We start from the raw sequence: 17,005 nt of genomic DNA, 5'->3' as shown, positions 1-17,005 counted from the left end.
CATGCCCATGCTATTCCGTCTCCGCTGCATGAATCCCCCTCCCGTACAGTAACCATTATTTCCTCCGCTACCAGCTCATCACCTGCAGCCGTAAAGTTAGCATGATCCTACCCCTGTATTACATCCGCTCCGGCTTCGGCAGTCCGAGTGCCTCCAGCACTTCGCCCAGTGTCTCCTGAAACCTGGAGGTGAGCCAGACACGGAAGGTGACAGAAGCTTCATCACCCTTTAGGATCGGACAGGCGGAATAGAAGTTGTTGAACAGCGAGGCCAGAGTGTGCGCGAAATTACAGATGGTATTCGGCGTCAGCTCCACGCTTGCGGTAAACAAGGTGTCCTGCCAGGTGCTGAGATGCCTCAGCAGGGCAAGCTCTGCTTTGTCCAGTTCAGCGGGGAACTGTGGGATCCCGGCCATCCGCTCCTTGTGTCCGCTATGCCCGGCATGCTTCGTATATTCCGCGTGCCTCAGTTCCATAGGCTCTCTGTGCTTCGTATATTCCGCATGCAGCCCTTGTTGCAAATGCTTCCCGTGCCCCATCTGCACCTCCGGTACCCGGGCCTTCCCCAGCACGCTGCCCGCACGCGCGTAAGTGTACATGAGGTACACTCCGGTATTGCCGGAGATTTCAGTCGCCTGCTTGAAGTCGAATACAATCTCGGTTCCGAGGTTAAACCGCAGCAGATAGTAGCGGATGGCAGCGGTGGCAATGAGCCGGCTGGACAGCCCGCTTTTATCGGAACGGGTGTCGTCAATTGCCTTCTCCATCAGCTCCACCAGATCCGTAACCTTAATACCGATACCCTGGCGGCCGGACATGGCGTAGGAGCTTTTGGCATCCGAAGTGTCAATGCCGAGCACGGCCGCAGAAGCGGGACTCAGCGAAACCACGCCGTAACTGACATGATGCAGCCCCCGGGCCTGCTCAGTATAGCCAAGAATCTCCAAAGCCTGCTTCACCATCAGCTGCGGATACTCCTGTCTGTAGTCGATGACGTTAACCACCTTGTCTGCTTTGCCAAAAGGCATCAGCTCTCCGCTTAACCCGGTCGTCCATAACCCGCTATTAAATTCGCTGTAGGCAAAATCCTTATCCAGCAGTCCGAATTTCCACAGATGGTAGGCGATATCCTTGGCGGTATAGGTCAAAATTCCGTTCGACCGGACCAGCACTTTATCCTTTGAATGCTCATCATCATCTGCACCGTCATCTTCTGCGGCAGCCTGCTTCAGAACCCAGCATCCTGCCAGCTTGCCTTCAGTTTCCTGTACAAAATGCTCTGTCCCCGCAAGCAGTTCAAACGCCGAAGACCAGAAGCCCTCCTTCACAATGCTGCTCTCCCATACCAGCAGGTCATAGTGAATGCCGAAGTTCTTCATCTCCTGAACATGCTCCCGCACAATCCGCTCAGCGACGAGGCTGCCCAGCCAGGCTGTGTTGCCGTCTCCCTGCTCCAGCTCATGCAGAGTCTCCGTACGTTTGAGCGTTGACTCGGGGTGCTGCGCATACTCCTTATTGACTCCGGCATAAATATCCCAGCAGTAATCGCCGAAGCGGACATGTTCCCCCGTCAGCGGTACATTCAGCAAGCCTACGACGGTATCCGCCAGCTGATTGCCGAGATCATCGACGTAGTTATGTACCTCCACGTTGTATCCTGTCCTTCTCAGTATCCGGACCAGCGCATCTCCGATGCAGGCATTTCTGAGGTGACCGACGTGCATCGATTTGTTCGGGTTCACGCTCGTGTGTTCGACAATCACTTTTTGCCCGCCCACCTGCGGCTGCGGCAGTTCAAAGCTGTACTCCGCCCATTGCTGCCAATCGATGTACAGGTTAATGAATCCGGGAGCAGCAATGTCGATGGTCCGGAACAGTCCGCCCGCGGTACCTTGTCTATGAAGCTCAGCCGTAATCAGCTCGGCGATGGCCAAGGGGGATTTGCGCAGTGTTTTGGCCAGCTGCATGGCAATGTTGCTGGAGTAGTCGCCGTAATCAGCATTGGAAGGCTGCTCAACACCAACCTGAACCTGTTCATCTCCCGGCATGCCGAGATTTTGAAAGACTTGGGATACACTTTGCTGCAGATTGTTTTTGATAAGTTGACTAAGCATGGGAATGACCTCCTTGGAATACAAAAAGACCTCCATCTCTAAAAAGAGACGAAGGCCTGGGCGCTCGCGGTACCACTCTAGTTGCCGAACACAGGGTTCAGCCGCTTGACAGAATAACGGTCTTTGGCCGGGGCTTCCTACTGTCCGTTCAGAAGTCCATCTCCCGGGTGCGCTTCATTAACCGGCCTGTACCGGTTCACACTTGCTCCGGCTCGCTGTGACTAGGCTTAGGTTTACTACTATCCCGTTCATCGATCGCAATATTGATTTTTATCAGTATAGCGAATTTTTGGCAGAAATCAAGAGCCGTACCTTAACTTTATGTTAATCGGAGGTTGGTGCAGCGGTAAGTGTCTTGATATCAGTGGAACCAAAAATCAGCAGGGCAATTACAATCACCAGCAATATTCCCCCGGCAAAATCTTCTCCGTCAAAGTTGTCCATTTGCTCCCGGCCTCCCTTTTTATTACGCTGCAGTCCGTTATGAGTTATCCGCTTTTTGCTTCAAGGCGGTCATAATTTCGTTCAAGGTCAGGCTGCTGTTATCATCGAGAAAACTGACCAGCTTATCCACATTGCTCTGGCTTAAATTGTCGAGCGATTTATATTTTCCGACCAGGCTGACGAGCAGGGAAGCATCCGTAAACATCTGAACAGAGTCGACCTTCAGCTTGCCTGTCAGCAAAAGCGCAGCTACCGCGAACTCCAGCCCTTTGGGGCTCTGCGCCTTGGGATTTGCCGGCTGTTTTTTGGTGCTTGTTTTCTTGCCTTTTGCAGGAGGGGGCATGGGACTCCCTTCTTCCGTATACTTTTCAGGAAAACGGCATACTGCGGATCTTCTCTCCTGTGTATACTTTATGCGGCGTGGAAGTTATTGGTGAATGGAGCCTGTCTTACGTCTACACCGTCCTTTTAACATCCGAATAAGAATATATTGTGCAGCCGGAAGTAGAGCACGCTAGAATCAGAGGTTCATATGACAGCTGAGAGAAACGAAGGGAGGTTTGGACAAAGATGGCATTTCTATCTACAGGACCTATAGAAAACAATCCCGTAGCCGGAGTCAGACCCACACAGCTGGTAACGGTGAAAATTGCCGCACGCGATACTTTGGGCGTTGTTTCTGTAGGCATACAAGGGTACCTGCTTGGTGCTGCAAGGACTTTATATGTCAGCGAAATGGTTAATATTGCACCTAATGAGGTGCTGACCCGGAACTATTTTGCCAATCTGGATGCGTTCGAATTTGTGTTTACAGCGGAAGAGGCAGAGGAGATCGGGATATCGGTATGGGGCAAACAGGCCTCAGGCCAACTGGTCGATGCCCACAGGGTTGTGGCACTTGAGCAAGGTCGCGGCGGGGATGAATAGCTCAAAGTAATGCAAATTTGTGATGAAAAGGTGAGGTGACCCATGAGTTTCTTATCTACCGGCCCTATTGAAAATATGATGGTGAACGGTTTAAGGCCTACGCAGCAGGTAACGGTCAGAGTTGACAACCGCAGCGATACAGCAAATTCGACCGTGCTGATCCAGGGGTATTATTTAACCGGCACGAGAAATCTATATGTAAGTGAATTCCTCAGCCTGACGCCTAACCAGGTCATAACGGTCAGCTATTTTGCAGATTTGGACGCTTTTGAATTTCTGTTCACTACGCCGGAGACGGCTGACGATCCCATCCAGATTTCTGTCTGGGGAAAAAATGCCGCCGGACAGCTGGTGACATCACACCGGGTCGTATCTGCTGAGCTGCTGGGCCAGCCCGCAGGGATTACAGGAGCGGCGGGAGCTACCGGCGCAACGGGAGCCACAGGCACGCCGGGCGTCACCGGCGCAACGGGTGCCACAGGTACGCCGGGTGCCACCGGCGCAACCGGGGCCACAGGTACGCCGGGTGCCACCGGCGCAACGGGGGCCACAGGTACGCCGGGTGCCACCGGCGCAACCGGGGCCACAGGTACGCCGGGTGCCACCGGCGCAACCGGGGCCACAGGCACGCCGGGCGTCACCGGCGCGACGGGGGCCACAGGTACGCCGGGTGCCACCGGCGCAACCGGGGCCACAGGCACGCCGGGCGTCACCGGCGCAACGGGAACCACAGGTACGCCGGGCGTCACCGGCGCAACGGGAACCACAGGTACGCCGGGCGTCACCGGCGCAACCGGGGCCACAGGCACGCCGGGCGTCACCGGCGCAACGGGTGCCACAGGTACGCCGGGTGCCACCGGCGCAACGGGAGCCACAGGTGCAACCGGATCCGGTGCGATTGTACCGTACGCTTCCGGGCTTCCGGCTGTCATGTCCACCGTGCTTGGCGGGCTGCTTAACACCTCCAGTCTGGTAGCCTTCGGCAACAACGCTGCAGGAGTCACCGTTGCCGGCGGGGTCATCGACCTTACCGGAGCGGCAGGTACGCTGCTCAACTTTGCTTTCTCTGTACCCCGTGCCGGAACGATTACTTCGCTGGCTGCTTATTTCAGTACCACTGCCGCACTTGCCTTAGTAGGCTCCACAATCACTGTTACCGCCCAATTATTCCAGTCCACCGCACCGAATAACAGCTTTACCGCAGTGCCCGGAGCAGTCGTAACCTTAGCTCCGCCGCTGACCGGGGTGATCGCTCTGGGTACAATCAGCAGCGGTCTAACCTCGGGACTCAGCATCCCGGTCACTGCCGGAACACGACTGCTGATGGTGTTCTCATCCTCAGTGACGGCAGGTCTGGATGTTGCGACAACCGTTGCCGGATATGCCAGTGCCGGGGTTACAATTGTCTGATGCATCCGGGCTTCGCATAGAATACAGCAATAAACAAACAGGAACTATCCCTGCCTGAAGCCGGGATAGTTCCTGTTATTACATAGATCAGATCATCAGAATTTCGCGTATATCCTGCTCGCTCAAGGAGGAGAGCGCCTCCTGTCCAGGCTGGATGACCTCGTCGATCAGATTTTTTTTCTTCTGCTGCAGCTCATACATTTTATCCTCGACAGTGCCCTGGGCGACCAGGCGGATGACCTGAACCACCTTTTTCTGTCCGATCCGGTGGGCGCGGTCAGCGGCCTGCTGCTCTACAGCGGGATTCCACCACAGATCATAGAGAATCACCGTGTCGGCACCTGTCAGGTTGAGGCCGGTACCGCCTGCTTTTAGAGAAATCAGGAACAGGTCGCGTTCACCCTCATTGAATCTGCTGCACAGCTCCACCCGTTTGGGGGCAGGCGTTTTGCCGTCGAGATAAAAATGGGAGATGCCCTGCATGCCCAGTTCACGGCTGATCAGGCCAAGCATTTCGGTGAACTGGGAGAAGACCAGCATCCGTTTGCCGGAGCTGCGGCATTCCTCCATAATCTCCATCAACTGCTCGAATTTGCCCGAGCCGCCGGCATAGCCGTCCACAAAAAGCGCCGGATGGCAGCACAGCTGGCGCAGGCGGGTAAGCCCGGCGAGCACCTTGATTCTGCCGTGGCCGAAGCTGTCTGCGTCCAGATGCTTGAGCGCTTCCTTGCGCAGTCTGGCCAGGTAGGCGACGTACAGCTTTTTCTGCTCCGGCTGCAGCTCGGAGGCCTGCAGGGTTTCGATTTTGTCCGGCAGCTCTGTCAGTACATCGCTCTTCAGGCGGCGCAGCAGAAAAGGCCGGGCCCGTCTGGCGACCGTCTCGCGCGGCAGGTCATGGAAGGCCTTCTTGCCCGGGAACAGCCCGGGAAAGACGACTCCGAAGATCGACCACAGATCCTCCAGCGCGTTCTCCACCGGCGTTCCGGTCAGCGCGAAGCGGTAGCGTGCCTGGAGTGCTTTTACCGCCTGGGCAGTCTGGGTCTCATGGTTCTTGATCATCTGCGCTTCGTCCAGCACCAGTGTATGAAAAGACTTCTTGGCATACAGCGCAACATCCCTGCGCAGCAGGGGATAGGATGTGATAATGACATCATTTCCTGCGGTATTCTTCAGCGTCCGGGTACGTCCGGCCAGGCTTCCGTCTGCGATAACAGCCTTAATCTCCGGGGCAAAACGCTGCAGCTCATTCTGCCAGTTATAGAGCAGGGAGGCAGGGGCTACAATTAATGCCGGCAGGCCGCTGCTGCGGATAGAATCCAGCTCGGAGAGCAGGAAGGCGATGCTCTGCAGGGTTTTGCCGAGGCCCATATCATCAGCCAGAATCCCGCCGAACCGGTAATGCGCCAGGGTCTTCATCCACTGGAACCCGTAGAGCTGGTAATCCCTGAGCACAGGGGCAAGGCTGTCCGGTACCGGGAAATCCAGATTTTCGGGATTGTGCATGTTGGCCAGCAGCCGCCGTAAGGACCGCCCGAGGGTAACGGCATCCCCTTTATTCCGTTCCGCATTCAGATGAAGGCCGCGCACCAGCGGCAGGGAGAAGCCGGCCCCTCCTTTGAGATCATTCCGCTGCACACCAAGCTCGTTCATGAAGTTGATGATATCAAGCATCTCCGCACTTTCCAGCGGCAGCAGTGCGCCGTCCGGAAGGCGGTAATATTTACGTTTTTCCTGCAGGGACTGAAGAAGCAGCGTAATATCCGATTCGGGAATGCCGTCCATGGCGAATTTGAATTCCAGCCAGTCCGTTTTCTCATTCCAGCTTAAGGTTGCTTTGGGCGCCGGTGTGCCGGTAACTATTCTGCCTTTGACGGCCGTGGTGGCGAAGACCTGCAGCAGGGGCTCCAGCAGCGGCACGGTATGATAGAGAAAGTCATATTCGCCTTCTTCATCACCCATAATATATCCGCCTTCAGTCTGTACAAAAGATTCATGGCCCATCAGCTCCAGAATCCGCCGCTCGGCTTCGCTGTCCCGCATCAGAATAATCTCATTGCCGCGCTCACGGGCCGCTTCATCCAGCGGGTTGATCACAATGTCCCCGTACTGGAACTCCAGTCCTGCCAGCAGCCTGTCCCTCACCCGGTCCAGAAACAGCCTCGCCTGCAGCTTGCTCTGCACAATCCGGTCAGCGATGGCTTCGGCAATATGCACGTCACCGAGCTTTTTCAATCCTGGAATCACCTTGTCCATAAAAGACTCCATCTGCCCGGGAGCAATCTGAACCTCATCCCTGCGGGAATGGGCCAGCATTTTTTTGAGCTCCGCGAGCCGGCGCGTCTCATCAGGAGGCAGCTTCAGCAGCTTGCCTTCCGTCAGTACCAGGCCATAATCCTCCATGACCATCACCCGGGAGAGGCCCTGAATCGCCAGGCGGTATCCGTTTCCGGCAGCCCGGTCAATTTCGAAATTCAGCGGAGGCACGTCAAGCGAAAGCTCAAGCCTTTCCGTCAGGGTTCCTCCATGCTGCAAATGCACGTTAGGCGCAGCCGTAAGTAACGGGAGCAGACCGTTCCAGAAAAAGGGCAGAACCGGCAGCAGCCGCTCACCGCCCATTTGGCCGGAATAAGGAGCAAGCGGCGTGGCGCGGTACATTTTCTCATTGGTCAAAATATCAATCAGCCTCAGCAGAACATCATTATCTTCCTTGTTGAAGCTGTACAGGCCGGGATCATAGCTGAAATGCCTGGAAAATTCAAATGGCTCGCCATGCTGCACACGCTCCAGAAAGGCTCTGATTTTTGGGACAACGTACAGACGTTTCGGTCCAACCTTGAGCTCAATCCCCATCATCTGGTGCCCGTAATTATAGGAAAAAGGCCGGCAAATAAATTCCACCTGCAGCGGCGTTCTGAGATCGACATAGGTTCCGGTACTGCTGGGACGCTGGCGGGAATGACCGAACATATCCAGCATTGTGCTGACGAACTTCCGGTCGGCGCTGCTCCCTTCGGATTCTCTATAACGCGGTGTAAGCTCCCCGGTATCTCCGGTAAAAGCTTCAAGTCCGCTGCCGGATGAGGCTCCCGGTTTTGCAGCTGAATCATCTTCTTCCAGTTTAAGCACATTCACCAGTACGGCCGCAATATGTTTGCAAAATGGCCCTCCGCGGTAGTATGCCGGACAGCTGCATTCCCCGTCCACATCGCCGTCGTTGTCGATAGTGAGCGTCACCAGATAATCTTCAAGTCCCTGGACGGTTGCCCGGTATTTCGAATATTCCTGCTGCTCGTTATGTTCCGAATAGGTAAGCAGGACCCGGTCCGACTCGTAAAAAGCCATTCCCTGATCCAGAGCGGCCCTGCCGCACAATAATTTGATGACACGTTCCGGCACATGGTACCCCACCGTTTTCCACTTCCTTTTACAATGTCCTGCAAGCCGAGTTTGCGTATAGTACCCATAATAACAGAACAAGCGTACGCCTACAAAGAAAAGAAACCCATTCCTGCAGCAGGTTATGGGGCGGAGGAAGGGGCTTATCAGGGTAAAGGTCAGATCATGCACAGTTCACTCAGCATTCAGTGCAGGACCGCCAATCCCGTGCAGTATGAATTGGATCGTCAGATCAATCTCCGCTGCGTCGTTCCAGTCATATTCCGGGAACAGCAGGAGGCGGGCAAGCAGATAGCCGAAGATCGAGGATACTGTGAACCGTATGACGGCAGGCGTAGGCACCTCTATGCTGATTTCTCCCTTTTCTTTAAAATGCTCCGTAATGGCGGTAACGCGCTCAACAACCTGGCCGAGGACGTTCTCTATGAACTGTTCTTTGAGCGCAGGCTGAAACGGGATTTCCTGGATCAGAATCCGCAGGATCTTAAAGTGCTTCCGGGCAAACTCCAGCCTGTTGACCATAAACGCCCGCAGAAAATCCTCATACCGCTCAAAGGGCATATCCAGCACGCCGTTAAAATTACGCAGCACAAAGGGGGCAATCATCTGGCCCATCGCCGGCCCGACAATGGACAGCAGCAGATCCTTTTTCGTCTTGTAATAGCGGAAAATTGTTCCTTCGGCCACCCCTGCCTTCTGGGCAATCTCACTGGTAGCTGCAGAAGAGTAACCTTTCTCGGAAAATACCTCAATCGCCGCCTGCAGGATGGATTTCTGCTTGGGCGTCATTTTTTGATCCCTGCCGATCGCCAGCAGCCCTTCAATCCACAGATCGCCGTTCCGCTGTTCCCCGGTCTTGTCGTTCCCCATTTTGCCGTTCCTCCAAATATTTTCTTTGACGTCTATATTAACACAGGCTTGACCGGAGTTACATTTTGCGGTGCTTGCGCAGGGCCAATACGTTCAGCAGCATGAACAGCAGGGAGAACCCGATCAGTACATAGACGTCCAGCGCGATGGCAGTCCAGCCTTTGCCACGGATCATAATATCCATCAGCGCCTCAGAGCCGTAATAGATGGGGGTGGCCAGCCCGATACGCTGCAGCCACAGCGGAAGTGTGTCCAGAGAGAACAGGCCGCTGAGGAAAATCTGCGGGACAATCACCAGCGGGATGAACTGGATCATCTGCAGCTCACTACCCGCAAAAGCGGACAGCAGGGTGCCCAGCGTCAATGCTGTCACCGCCATAAGCAGAGTCATCAGCAGGACATAGCCGAAGCTGCCGGCCATCATAATCCCAAGGATATGAATAGAGAACCAGGAGATCAGCGCAGCCTGTATGAGGGTGAATATTCCGAAGCCGCACACATAACCCAGTACGATTTCCCGGCGTTTCAGGGGAGTGGAGAGCAGCCGCTCCAAAGTTCCGGTGGTCCGTTCCCGCAGGAAGGAGACTCCGGCTATCAGAAAGACGAAGAAGAACACGAACACGCCGATCATAATGGGGCCGAAGCGGTCGATGGTCTTCATGTCAGCAGAACCGTACAGATAACTGATCTGCGGCCGGATCTGCTGGGGTGAGGAAACTCCCGGCAGCCGATTCTCCTTCAGCATGCTCTCCTGCAGGGCTATCATTACAGCCTGATTAGCTGAAGGATTACTTCCTTCGAGGACAACAACGGGCAAGGCTCCGTCAAGACTGATCAGGGCATCAATGGTCCCGTCCTTAAGAGCGGTATTCCCCGGCCCGTCAGCGGCATATTCAATAACGTCAACGTTCTGCGCTTCCAGCGCGCCTGTGAAGATTGCAGCACTCCCGGTTACGCCGATTTTCGGCTCATAGGCATCGCCGTTGAACACAAGGCTCATTAAGCTCAGGACGATCAGCGGAGCGATGAACATGAGCGCCATGGTTCTTTTGTCATGGATGAACTGCCGGAGAATTCTCAGGGTAATGGCACGGATTTTCATGACCGGACACCTCCGTAAAACAGGAATGCTGCTTCAATTGAAGCAGCGCCGGTCGACTGAAGCAGTCCCGCCGGGGTATCCACAGCCAGCAGTTTCCCGTCACGGATCATCGCCAGCCGGTCGCATTTCTCAGCTTCATCCATCACATGGGTGGTGAGTACAATGGTTGTGCCTTTGCGGTTCAGCGCCTTCAGCTCACGCCAGATCGACTGGCGCAGGACGGGATCGATGCCGACTGTAGGCTCGTCAAGAATAAGTAGCGGCGGCTCATGCAGGAGAGCGATGGCCAGCGACAAGCGGCGCTTCATTCCGCCCGAATATTGATCCACTCTTTTACGCAAATGCTCCTGCAGGTTGACCAGCTCCATCACCTCGCGGATCCGGCGGGTCCGGTTTCCGTCCTTTAATCCATAGATTGCGGCGAAAAACTCCAGATTTTCTTTTGCGCTCAGCTCGGTGTACAGGGCGTCCGACTGGGCCATATAACCGATCTGCTGCAGCATTGCGAGCTTTGGCATGGTCACCCCCAGAACATCTACGCTGCCTGCGGACACCTCGTCGATGCCGGTTAGCAGCTTTACCAGTGTGGTTTTGCCGGAACCGGAAGGTCCAAGTATGCCAAAAGTCTCGGCCCTGCTAACCTGCAGTGAAATATCCTTCAGCACTTCTTTGCTGCCAAATGCCCTGCTGACATGGTTGACGGAAATTATGGTGCTTGCCTGATCCATCTCAGATCGCCTGCCTTCACATCAATAATGAGTGAGTACTCACTCATTATTGTAGGGTGTAGTGGGAGAACTGTAAATAGTTTTGTTATTTTAGATAAAACGGTTTTAATAGTGCAGTTTTGGTTAAATGTGGGTATAAGACATAACTCGACACTCTGAAGCGAAATGGAGGAGGTTAACGGATGGCCGTCAAGGGGCTTACTTTATCCCTGCTGATGCTGGCTGCAGCGTCCGGACTTAGTGCATGCAGCAACCCGGAGCGGGAAGCGGGCGGTACTGATTTTCACACTTTGGCTCAGGAGGAGGTAAGCGCACCCCAGTATCTTCCCGGGGATCTGCCGATTCCGGCCGGAGCAGGCATCACCTATACCGAAGGTGAGGTTGTCGGCGGCAAAAAATCCGCTATGCTGATCTACGAGACCGAAGAGAGCATGGCCCTTCTCGGAAATACATATTCACAATACGTGAAGGACAAGGAACTGGAGCAGGGGACACAAATTATCGATGAAGACAACCTGATTATTAACGGGAAAGTCGCGGGCGATTACTCCTATTCGATTATAGGCAGCAGCTCAGCGGAAAAACCGGGCGGTGCCGAAATCATTGTGACCTGGGTCGAGAATTAACACAGCACATATTTATATCAATGCTTCTTATTAACTAGAAGTAGGACTTTTTACACAGCGTTTACCTTTGGACTGGCCCGGGCAATTTTGGGGGCCGGTCTTTTTGTTCAGTTAATATTTGCCAAACAATCCTCTGGAACAGAATTGACACTCGTGGATGAAAATAACATTAGCAGTTACCTATATGAAAAGGGTGAATTTAATTGAAGAAAAGTAAATGGGTCAGCGCGGCATTGGCTTCTGCAATTCTTGTAACAGGGGGAGCGGTTAATGTTTTGGGGGCAACCAGCGTGAATGCTGCAGCCGTTGTCACCACAGGGACAGCTGCATGGAATGTGAACAGCATTCCGGTTACATTCAGCACCATAGACCACAGCGGCTACAAGCTGTATTCGCTTAGCCAGGTCGCCGGAGAGCTTGGCGCCAAGCTGATTCTCAGCAATAACGGCTTTGAACTGAACGACAGCAAAGGATTACATAATGTACAACTTCAAGCAGGATCCAAAAGCTATCTGGTGGACGGCGAAGCACAGCAGTTCACAGTAGCCCCTGTAGTATATAACGGAAAAGTATATGTGGAGCTGACTAAACTCGTAACCGCACTGGGCGGGGAGCTTACAGCTGAAGGCCAGGAGATTATGAGCTTTGCACGTCCGGAAGGCCAATATGATACCCTGCACTGGACTGCTGACGGCAGCATCATTGCGAACAAAAGCGATGCCGAAACGGCGCAGCTGTTCAAGTTCAGCGCTTATCCGGGCGACTACGAATTGTTCACTTCCAATGAAGGTGCACTTGATTTCGCGGTTTCCGCCGATCAGAAGTGGGGTGCATTCACAGATGAGACAGGCCAGCTGAATCTGCTGAATCTGTCGAGCGGCGCAATCACTGCCCTGGGTACCGATAAAAGCGTAAAAACAGACCTGGTCTGGTCGCAGGATGGCAAGACGATCTATTTTATCCAAGGCGACAAGCAGGAGAAGATTGCCCAGATTTCTGTGGAGACCGGAACCGTTAAGGCACTGCTTGAGGATAAAGTGGAAAACAAATCCGCACTGCGCTTCTCGGCAGACGGCAAGAGCGCAGTTTACATCGTAAATGTGACCGGTGTGGCCAAGAATGACGCCGACAGCACTGAAGATTCACTGACTGTTGACTACAGTAAAGCCGGAGAACAGCTCTACAAGCTGGACCTCGCAACCAAAGATGCCAAGCCTGCAGCGTTGACTACGGCGCTCGATAACAAGCTGTACCCTGAAATTGCAGCAGACGGCGGAGTGGTATACCTGAGCGCAGACCCGGATGGAAATGCAGCTAACACCCTAAAAACTATTGGTGCGGACGGAAAAATCACGGATATCGCACTTGATGTTGAAGCTGTCTGGTCTGCCGGTGTGACTACAGGCCTGGTTGTAGCCGGCGCAGCAACAGACGGAAGCACCAAAATCTATTCCATCGATGCAAGCGGCAATAAAACCGTACTGTATCAGACTGCTGAAGATGTATCCGAGGTTGCGGTTTCCCGTGACGGCAGCAGGCTGGCGGTTGTAAGCGACGGTAAAGTGCTGCTGATCCAGGGCGGCAAAGCTGTGCAGCTCACGAAATAGGGCAGGTCCCGCTCACCACCCACACAATATAACGGCATAGCGCCGGGAGGAGAAATCAAACATGAAGCTTTTCAAAAAATTCACAGTAACAGCACTGACCGCAGTAATCGCGGTGACCGCATCATTCGCAGGCGTTGCAGCAGCGGCTGATACGCTGAAAGGTAAAATCACCATTAACGGATCTACAGCACTGCTTCCGCTGACCCTTCAGGCGGCTAAGGAATTCCAGAAGCTGCATCCGAAAGTGAAAATCGCTGCCTCCGGCAAAGGTTCCGTAACCGGGCCGCAGGCTGTGAAGAAGGGCATCGCCGATATCGGCGCCTGTGACTGGGATGCCAGCATGGACGTTCCGGGCTTCAAGGCTTTTGACGGACAGGTGGCGAACAAGGTAGCTGTTATTCCTTTTGCCACGATCGTGAACAAAAATGTCGGTGTAGACAACCTGACGACTGCACAGCTGGCCGGCATTTACTCCGGTAAAATCACCAACTGGAAGGAAGTCGGCGGATCGGATGCCAACATCGTGGTCATCACCCGTGCGTTCGGTTCCGGCACACGCGTTAACTACCAGGCTAAAGCGCTGGGCGGCGGTGATATCGTGAAGAAAGAAAAGAACTACAAGGAAACAGGCTCAAGCGGTGACATGAAGACTGCTGTGGCAACAACACCTAACGCCATCGGCTACATCGACCTCGTATATGTAACAGGCAGCGATATTAAAGCCGTAAAACACAACGGTGTTGCAGCAACTACAGATAACGTGATCAACGGCTCCTACAAGGTATGGGCATACGGTTACTACATGACTAAAGGCCAGCCGACCGGAGCAACCAAGGAATTCATCGAGTATGTACAAAGCAAGAAGTTCCAGAACGGATCGCTCAAAAAGCTTAAGTTCATCCCGATTGCAGCAATGAAGGGTTAATCAAGAGTTAAGCAAAGTTTCATCATATTGAACGGTAAAGCGGCCAGCTCCGGAAAGTACGGGGGTGGCCGCTTACAGGAGGGAAAGTATGGGGGCACCACTCCAGAGCCTGGCATCCAAAGCGCCAAAGAAGGCTGAACACAGCATCTTAAATGATAAACGCCACAAAAGACATCTGCTTGGCAACACGTTATCCCGCTATTATTTCTTTTTCAGCATCCTGGCGCTCTGTTTCGTGCTTGGACTTGTTATTGTATTCATCGGAAAAACGGCGCTGCTCCTGTTCGGAGAGGTCTCTCCGGCCGAGTTCTTCCTGTCCTTTAACTGGACACCGGAGGAGGATATTTTTGGGGCAGCCGCTTTTATTGTAAATACATTATCTCTGACCGCGCTTACCCTGCTGATTGCGGTGCCCGTCTCGGTCGGAATGGCAGTGCTCTGTGCGGAGATTGCCCCGAAGTGGATGAAAAGCTTTATCCGTCCGGTGCTGGACCTGCTCGTCGGCATTCCTTCTATTGTATATGGCTACCTGGGTCTCACCGTGCTGCTGCCGTTCCTGCGCAGAGTCAGCGGTGAGGGGCTTGGTGACGGAATCCTGGCCGCTGCGCTTGTCCTGGCACTGATGGTGCTGCCGACGATCTGCCGGATCAGCGACGATGCCATCGTTGCCGTACCGCGCAAGTACAGGGATGCTGCTTATGCCCTCGGCTCCACCCGACTGCAGGTGATCATGAGAGTGGTGCTGCCTGCAGCCAAGCGTGGGATTATCTCGGCTATTATTCTCGGAATGACCCGGGCGGTCGGTGAGACTATGGCGGTAGTTATGGTTATCGGCAATACGCCGCAGCTGGCCAAAAGCCTGTTCACACCGTCTTCGGTGCTGACCAGCAACATCGTGATGCAGATTTCCAACGTGGAATTTGATTCGACGTGGAACCATGCCCTGCATATGATGGCTTTCCTGCTGCTGCTGATTTCCTTCGTGCTGATCCTCATCATCCGTGTCCTGGGCCGGAAAAGGGAGGATGCCTGATGAACTTTACCCGTACACGCCATAGTGCACGTTCCCAGCGCAACAACAAGATAGCCACCATCGGCTTCTATACGCTGGGTGCCCTGGTGATGCTGCTGATTTTTTGGCTGCTCTTTACGATTCTCAGCAAAGGGCTGCCGCAGCTCAGACCTGAATTTCTGGTCAAGCTTCCGGAAGAAATCGACCCCGGCGGCGGGATCGGCCCTGTTCTGTTCAACTCGTTCTACATCCTGTTCATCTCCCTGCTGATTTCAATCCCGATCGGTGTGGGAGCAGGGATCTATATGGCGGAATACGCTCCGGACAACCGCTTCACCGGTGCGCTGCGCATCTGCGTGGAGTCGCTGTCTTCCGTGCCTTCGATTGTGTTCGGTCTGCTGGGTCTGGCTATATTCGCCGAATATTTCGGGATCGGACTGACCATTCTCGGCGGGGGTGTGTCGCTGGCGCTGCTTAACCTGCCCATGCTTGCCCGGGTAACGGAAGAGGCCGTCCGGGCAGTTCCGGGCGACATCCGTGAAGCCGGGTATGCGCTGGGAATGACCAAGTTCCACGTCATCCGCAAGGTGGTGCTGCCGGTCGCTCTGCCGGCCATCATTACCGGGATTTGTCTCGTTGCGGGACGCGCATTCGGAGAATCGGCTGTGATTATCCTGACCGCAGGCTTAAGCACCTCCGGTGAGATGTGGGATTTCAACCTGTTCTCGCCGGGCGAGACGCTTGCAGTCCATCTGTGGTATGTGCAGTCCGAAGCGATTGTGGAGGACGCCCGCCAGATTGCCGACAAATCGGCGGCGGTGCTTGTCTTCGTCGTGCTGCTGATCAACTTTATTTTCCGCTTCCCGCTGTGGCTGGGCAACCGCCGCAAGGGATAATACCGATGATGTTCCACTGTCAGGCCGCCGGAATTACCCGGCGGCCTGTTTCGTACGGGAGGGATAAGAAAGTGCAGGCCTGTGATCCGCCGTGATACAGCGGGATTTTAGAAAGCGTGTTGAGATTGTAGGGAGCGTGGACAGTCCTAGGGAGTGCGGTCATCCTAGGGAGTGTGGTCAGATCCTAAGGAGTGCGGTCATTCTAGGGAGTACGGTCATCCTAGGGAGTGTGGTCAGATCCTAGGGAGTACGGTCATCCTAGGGTGTGGTCAGATCCTAAGGAGTGCGGTCATTCTAGGGGTGCGTACAGATTGTGTACAGATCCTAGGGAGCGGGGGTATCCTAGGGAGCGCGTACAGAACCTGCTAAGTGGAATTTCTCCATTTAATCCTCCGGTAAATCCCGGTATTCCAATTCTTGTTGGAAAAACTCCACTTAAATGTACTGGATTAGCTTCTATAGGCCATTATCGTCCTGATTAGCTGGAGAATTTCCAACTAAAGCTCATAAATGATGGAAAAGGACAGAATTAGGTGGAGGAATTCCCGCTAAGCTCTGGAGCACGCCCCTGAAACACACGCTCACTGAACCATAAGCTCACTGAACCACACGGTCACTGAACACACGCTCACTGAACCACATGCTCACTGAACACACGCTACTGAACCACATGCTCACTGAACACACGCTCACTGAAACAGATGCTCACTGAACACACGTCACCGAACCACACGCTCACTGAACCCACATGCTCACTGAACACACGCTCACTGAACCACATGCTCACTGAACACACGCTCACTGAACCATAAGCTCACTGAACCACACGGTCACTGAACACACGCTCACTGAACCACATGCTCACTGAACACACGCTCACTGAACCACACGCCCCTAAAACATACGCTCTCTTTGAAGCCTATCACTGCAGCAGACTTTCACACACTCC

At 54.1% G+C, this 17,005-nt stretch carries 13 protein-coding genes and 1 other annotated feature; of the genes, 7 read left to right on the top strand and 6 right to left on the bottom strand.

Annotated elements, in window-relative coordinates:
- Positions 1-118: 118 nt before the first annotated feature.
- Positions 119-2,113 carry an arginine--tRNA ligase gene (locus C2I18_RS06235; protein WP_249900396.1) on the bottom strand — a complete coding sequence of 665 codons (1,995 nt, stop codon included), beginning with the start codon at positions 2,111-2,113 and terminating at the stop codon, positions 119-121.
- Between the two features lie 41 nt (positions 2,114-2,154).
- Positions 2,155-2,374, bottom strand: a binding site (T-box leader).
- A gap of 220 nt (positions 2,375-2,594) precedes the next feature.
- Positions 2,595-2,900, bottom strand: coding sequence for a hypothetical protein (locus C2I18_RS06230; protein ID WP_249900395.1), 306 nt, complete (start codon positions 2,898-2,900; stop codon positions 2,595-2,597).
- Between the two features lie 227 nt (positions 2,901-3,127).
- On the opposite strand from C2I18_RS06230, the gene C2I18_RS06225 reads away from it, so the two are divergent.
- Positions 3,128-3,484, top strand: coding sequence for a hypothetical protein (locus C2I18_RS06225; RefSeq protein WP_249900394.1), 357 nt, complete (start codon positions 3,128-3,130; stop codon positions 3,482-3,484).
- Positions 3,485-3,526: 42 nt separating this feature from the next.
- Positions 3,527-4,894 carry an exosporium glycoprotein BclB-related protein gene (locus C2I18_RS06220; RefSeq protein ID WP_275100965.1) on the top strand — a complete coding sequence of 456 codons (1,368 nt, stop codon included), beginning with the start codon at positions 3,527-3,529 and terminating at the stop codon, positions 4,892-4,894.
- Between the two features lie 87 nt (positions 4,895-4,981).
- Here the strand turns inward: C2I18_RS06220 and C2I18_RS06215 are convergent, their stop codons facing one another.
- The 4 genes from C2I18_RS06215 to C2I18_RS06200 form a co-directional block, all read right to left on the bottom strand.
- Positions 4,982-8,236 (bottom strand): DEAD/DEAH box helicase, encoded by a 3,255-nt coding sequence (locus C2I18_RS06215; protein ID WP_481857919.1) that lies wholly within the window; start codon positions 8,234-8,236, stop codon positions 4,982-4,984.
- Between the two features lie 228 nt (positions 8,237-8,464).
- Positions 8,465-9,160: a TetR/AcrR family transcriptional regulator gene (locus C2I18_RS06210; RefSeq protein ID WP_249900392.1), complete on the bottom strand. Its 696-nt coding sequence runs from the start codon at positions 9,158-9,160 to the stop codon at positions 8,465-8,467.
- Between the two features lie 58 nt (positions 9,161-9,218).
- Positions 9,219-10,262 carry an ABC transporter permease gene (locus C2I18_RS06205; protein ID WP_249900391.1) on the bottom strand — a complete coding sequence of 348 codons (1,044 nt, stop codon included), beginning with the start codon at positions 10,260-10,262 and terminating at the stop codon, positions 9,219-9,221.
- A complete protein-coding gene (locus C2I18_RS06200) occupies positions 10,259-10,990 on the bottom strand; it encodes an ABC transporter ATP-binding protein (RefSeq protein ID WP_249900390.1) in 732 nt (243 codons plus the stop codon). Before C2I18_RS06200 ends, C2I18_RS06205 begins: the two co-directional genes overlap by 4 nt.
- Positions 10,991-11,172: 182 nt before the next feature.
- Here C2I18_RS06200 and C2I18_RS06195 point away from each other — a divergent pair, with 182 nt between their 5' ends.
- The 5 genes from C2I18_RS06195 (at position 11,173) to pstA (ending at position 16,056) form a co-directional block, all read left to right on the top strand.
- A complete protein-coding gene (locus C2I18_RS06195) occupies positions 11,173-11,616 on the top strand; it encodes a hypothetical protein (protein ID WP_249900389.1) in 444 nt (147 codons plus the stop codon).
- Between the two features lie 203 nt (positions 11,617-11,819).
- Positions 11,820-13,223 carry an LpqB family beta-propeller domain-containing protein gene (locus C2I18_RS06190; RefSeq protein ID WP_249900388.1) on the top strand — a complete coding sequence of 468 codons (1,404 nt, stop codon included), beginning with the start codon at positions 11,820-11,822 and terminating at the stop codon, positions 13,221-13,223.
- A 61-nt stretch (positions 13,224-13,284) separates the two neighbouring features.
- Positions 13,285-14,148 (top strand): phosphate ABC transporter substrate-binding protein, encoded by an 864-nt coding sequence (locus C2I18_RS06185; RefSeq protein WP_249900387.1) that lies wholly within the window; start codon positions 13,285-13,287, stop codon positions 14,146-14,148.
- 88 nt (positions 14,149-14,236) lie between these two features.
- The gene (pstC, locus tag C2I18_RS06180) at positions 14,237-15,181 is read left to right on the top strand and encodes a phosphate ABC transporter permease subunit PstC (RefSeq protein WP_249900386.1); all 945 of its coding nucleotides are present in this window, start codon (positions 14,237-14,239) and stop codon (positions 15,179-15,181) included.
- Positions 15,181-16,056 carry a phosphate ABC transporter permease PstA gene (gene pstA / locus C2I18_RS06175; protein WP_249900385.1) on the top strand — a complete coding sequence of 292 codons (876 nt, stop codon included), beginning with the start codon at positions 15,181-15,183 and terminating at the stop codon, positions 16,054-16,056. Before pstC ends, pstA begins: the two co-directional genes overlap by 1 nt.
- The last annotated feature ends 949 nt before the right edge of the window (positions 16,057-17,005 follow it).

This window comes from Paenibacillus sp. PK3_47 (assembly GCF_023520895.1).
In the GTDB taxonomy this organism is placed as follows: domain Bacteria; phylum Bacillota; class Bacilli; order Paenibacillales; family Paenibacillaceae; genus Paenibacillus_AQ.
The sequence above is the reverse complement of the archived record's forward strand: the minus strand, read 5'-3'. Positions and strand labels throughout refer to the sequence as shown.

Bases quoted from the DNA above. Each gene is read 5' to 3' on its own strand.
- C2I18_RS06235 (WP_249900396.1), bottom strand. From the start codon at position 2,113: ATGCTTAGTCAACTTATCAAAAACAATCTGCAGCAAAGTGTATCCCAA.
- C2I18_RS06230 (WP_249900395.1), bottom strand. From the start codon at position 2,900: ATGCCCCCTCCTGCAAAAGGCAAGAAAACAAGCACCAAAAAACAGCCG.
- C2I18_RS06225 (WP_249900394.1), top strand. From the start codon at position 3,128: ATGGCATTTCTATCTACAGGACCTATAGAAAACAATCCCGTAGCCGGA.
- C2I18_RS06220 (WP_275100965.1), top strand. From the start codon at position 3,527: ATGAGTTTCTTATCTACCGGCCCTATTGAAAATATGATGGTGAACGGT.
- C2I18_RS06215 (WP_481857919.1), bottom strand. From the start codon at position 8,236: ATGGCTTTTTACGAGTCGGACCGGGTCCTGCTTACCTATTCGGAACAT.
- C2I18_RS06210 (WP_249900392.1), bottom strand. From the start codon at position 9,160: ATGGGGAACGACAAGACCGGGGAACAGCGGAACGGCGATCTGTGGATT.
- C2I18_RS06205 (WP_249900391.1), bottom strand. From the start codon at position 10,262: ATGAAAATCCGTGCCATTACCCTGAGAATTCTCCGGCAGTTCATCCAT.
- C2I18_RS06200 (WP_249900390.1), bottom strand. From the start codon at position 10,990: ATGGATCAGGCAAGCACCATAATTTCCGTCAACCATGTCAGCAGGGCA.
- C2I18_RS06195 (WP_249900389.1), top strand. From the start codon at position 11,173: ATGGCCGTCAAGGGGCTTACTTTATCCCTGCTGATGCTGGCTGCAGCG.
- C2I18_RS06185 (WP_249900387.1), top strand. From the start codon at position 13,285: ATGAAGCTTTTCAAAAAATTCACAGTAACAGCACTGACCGCAGTAATC.
- pstC (WP_249900386.1), top strand. From the start codon at position 14,237: ATGGGGGCACCACTCCAGAGCCTGGCATCCAAAGCGCCAAAGAAGGCT.
- pstA (WP_249900385.1), top strand. From the start codon at position 15,181: ATGAACTTTACCCGTACACGCCATAGTGCACGTTCCCAGCGCAACAAC.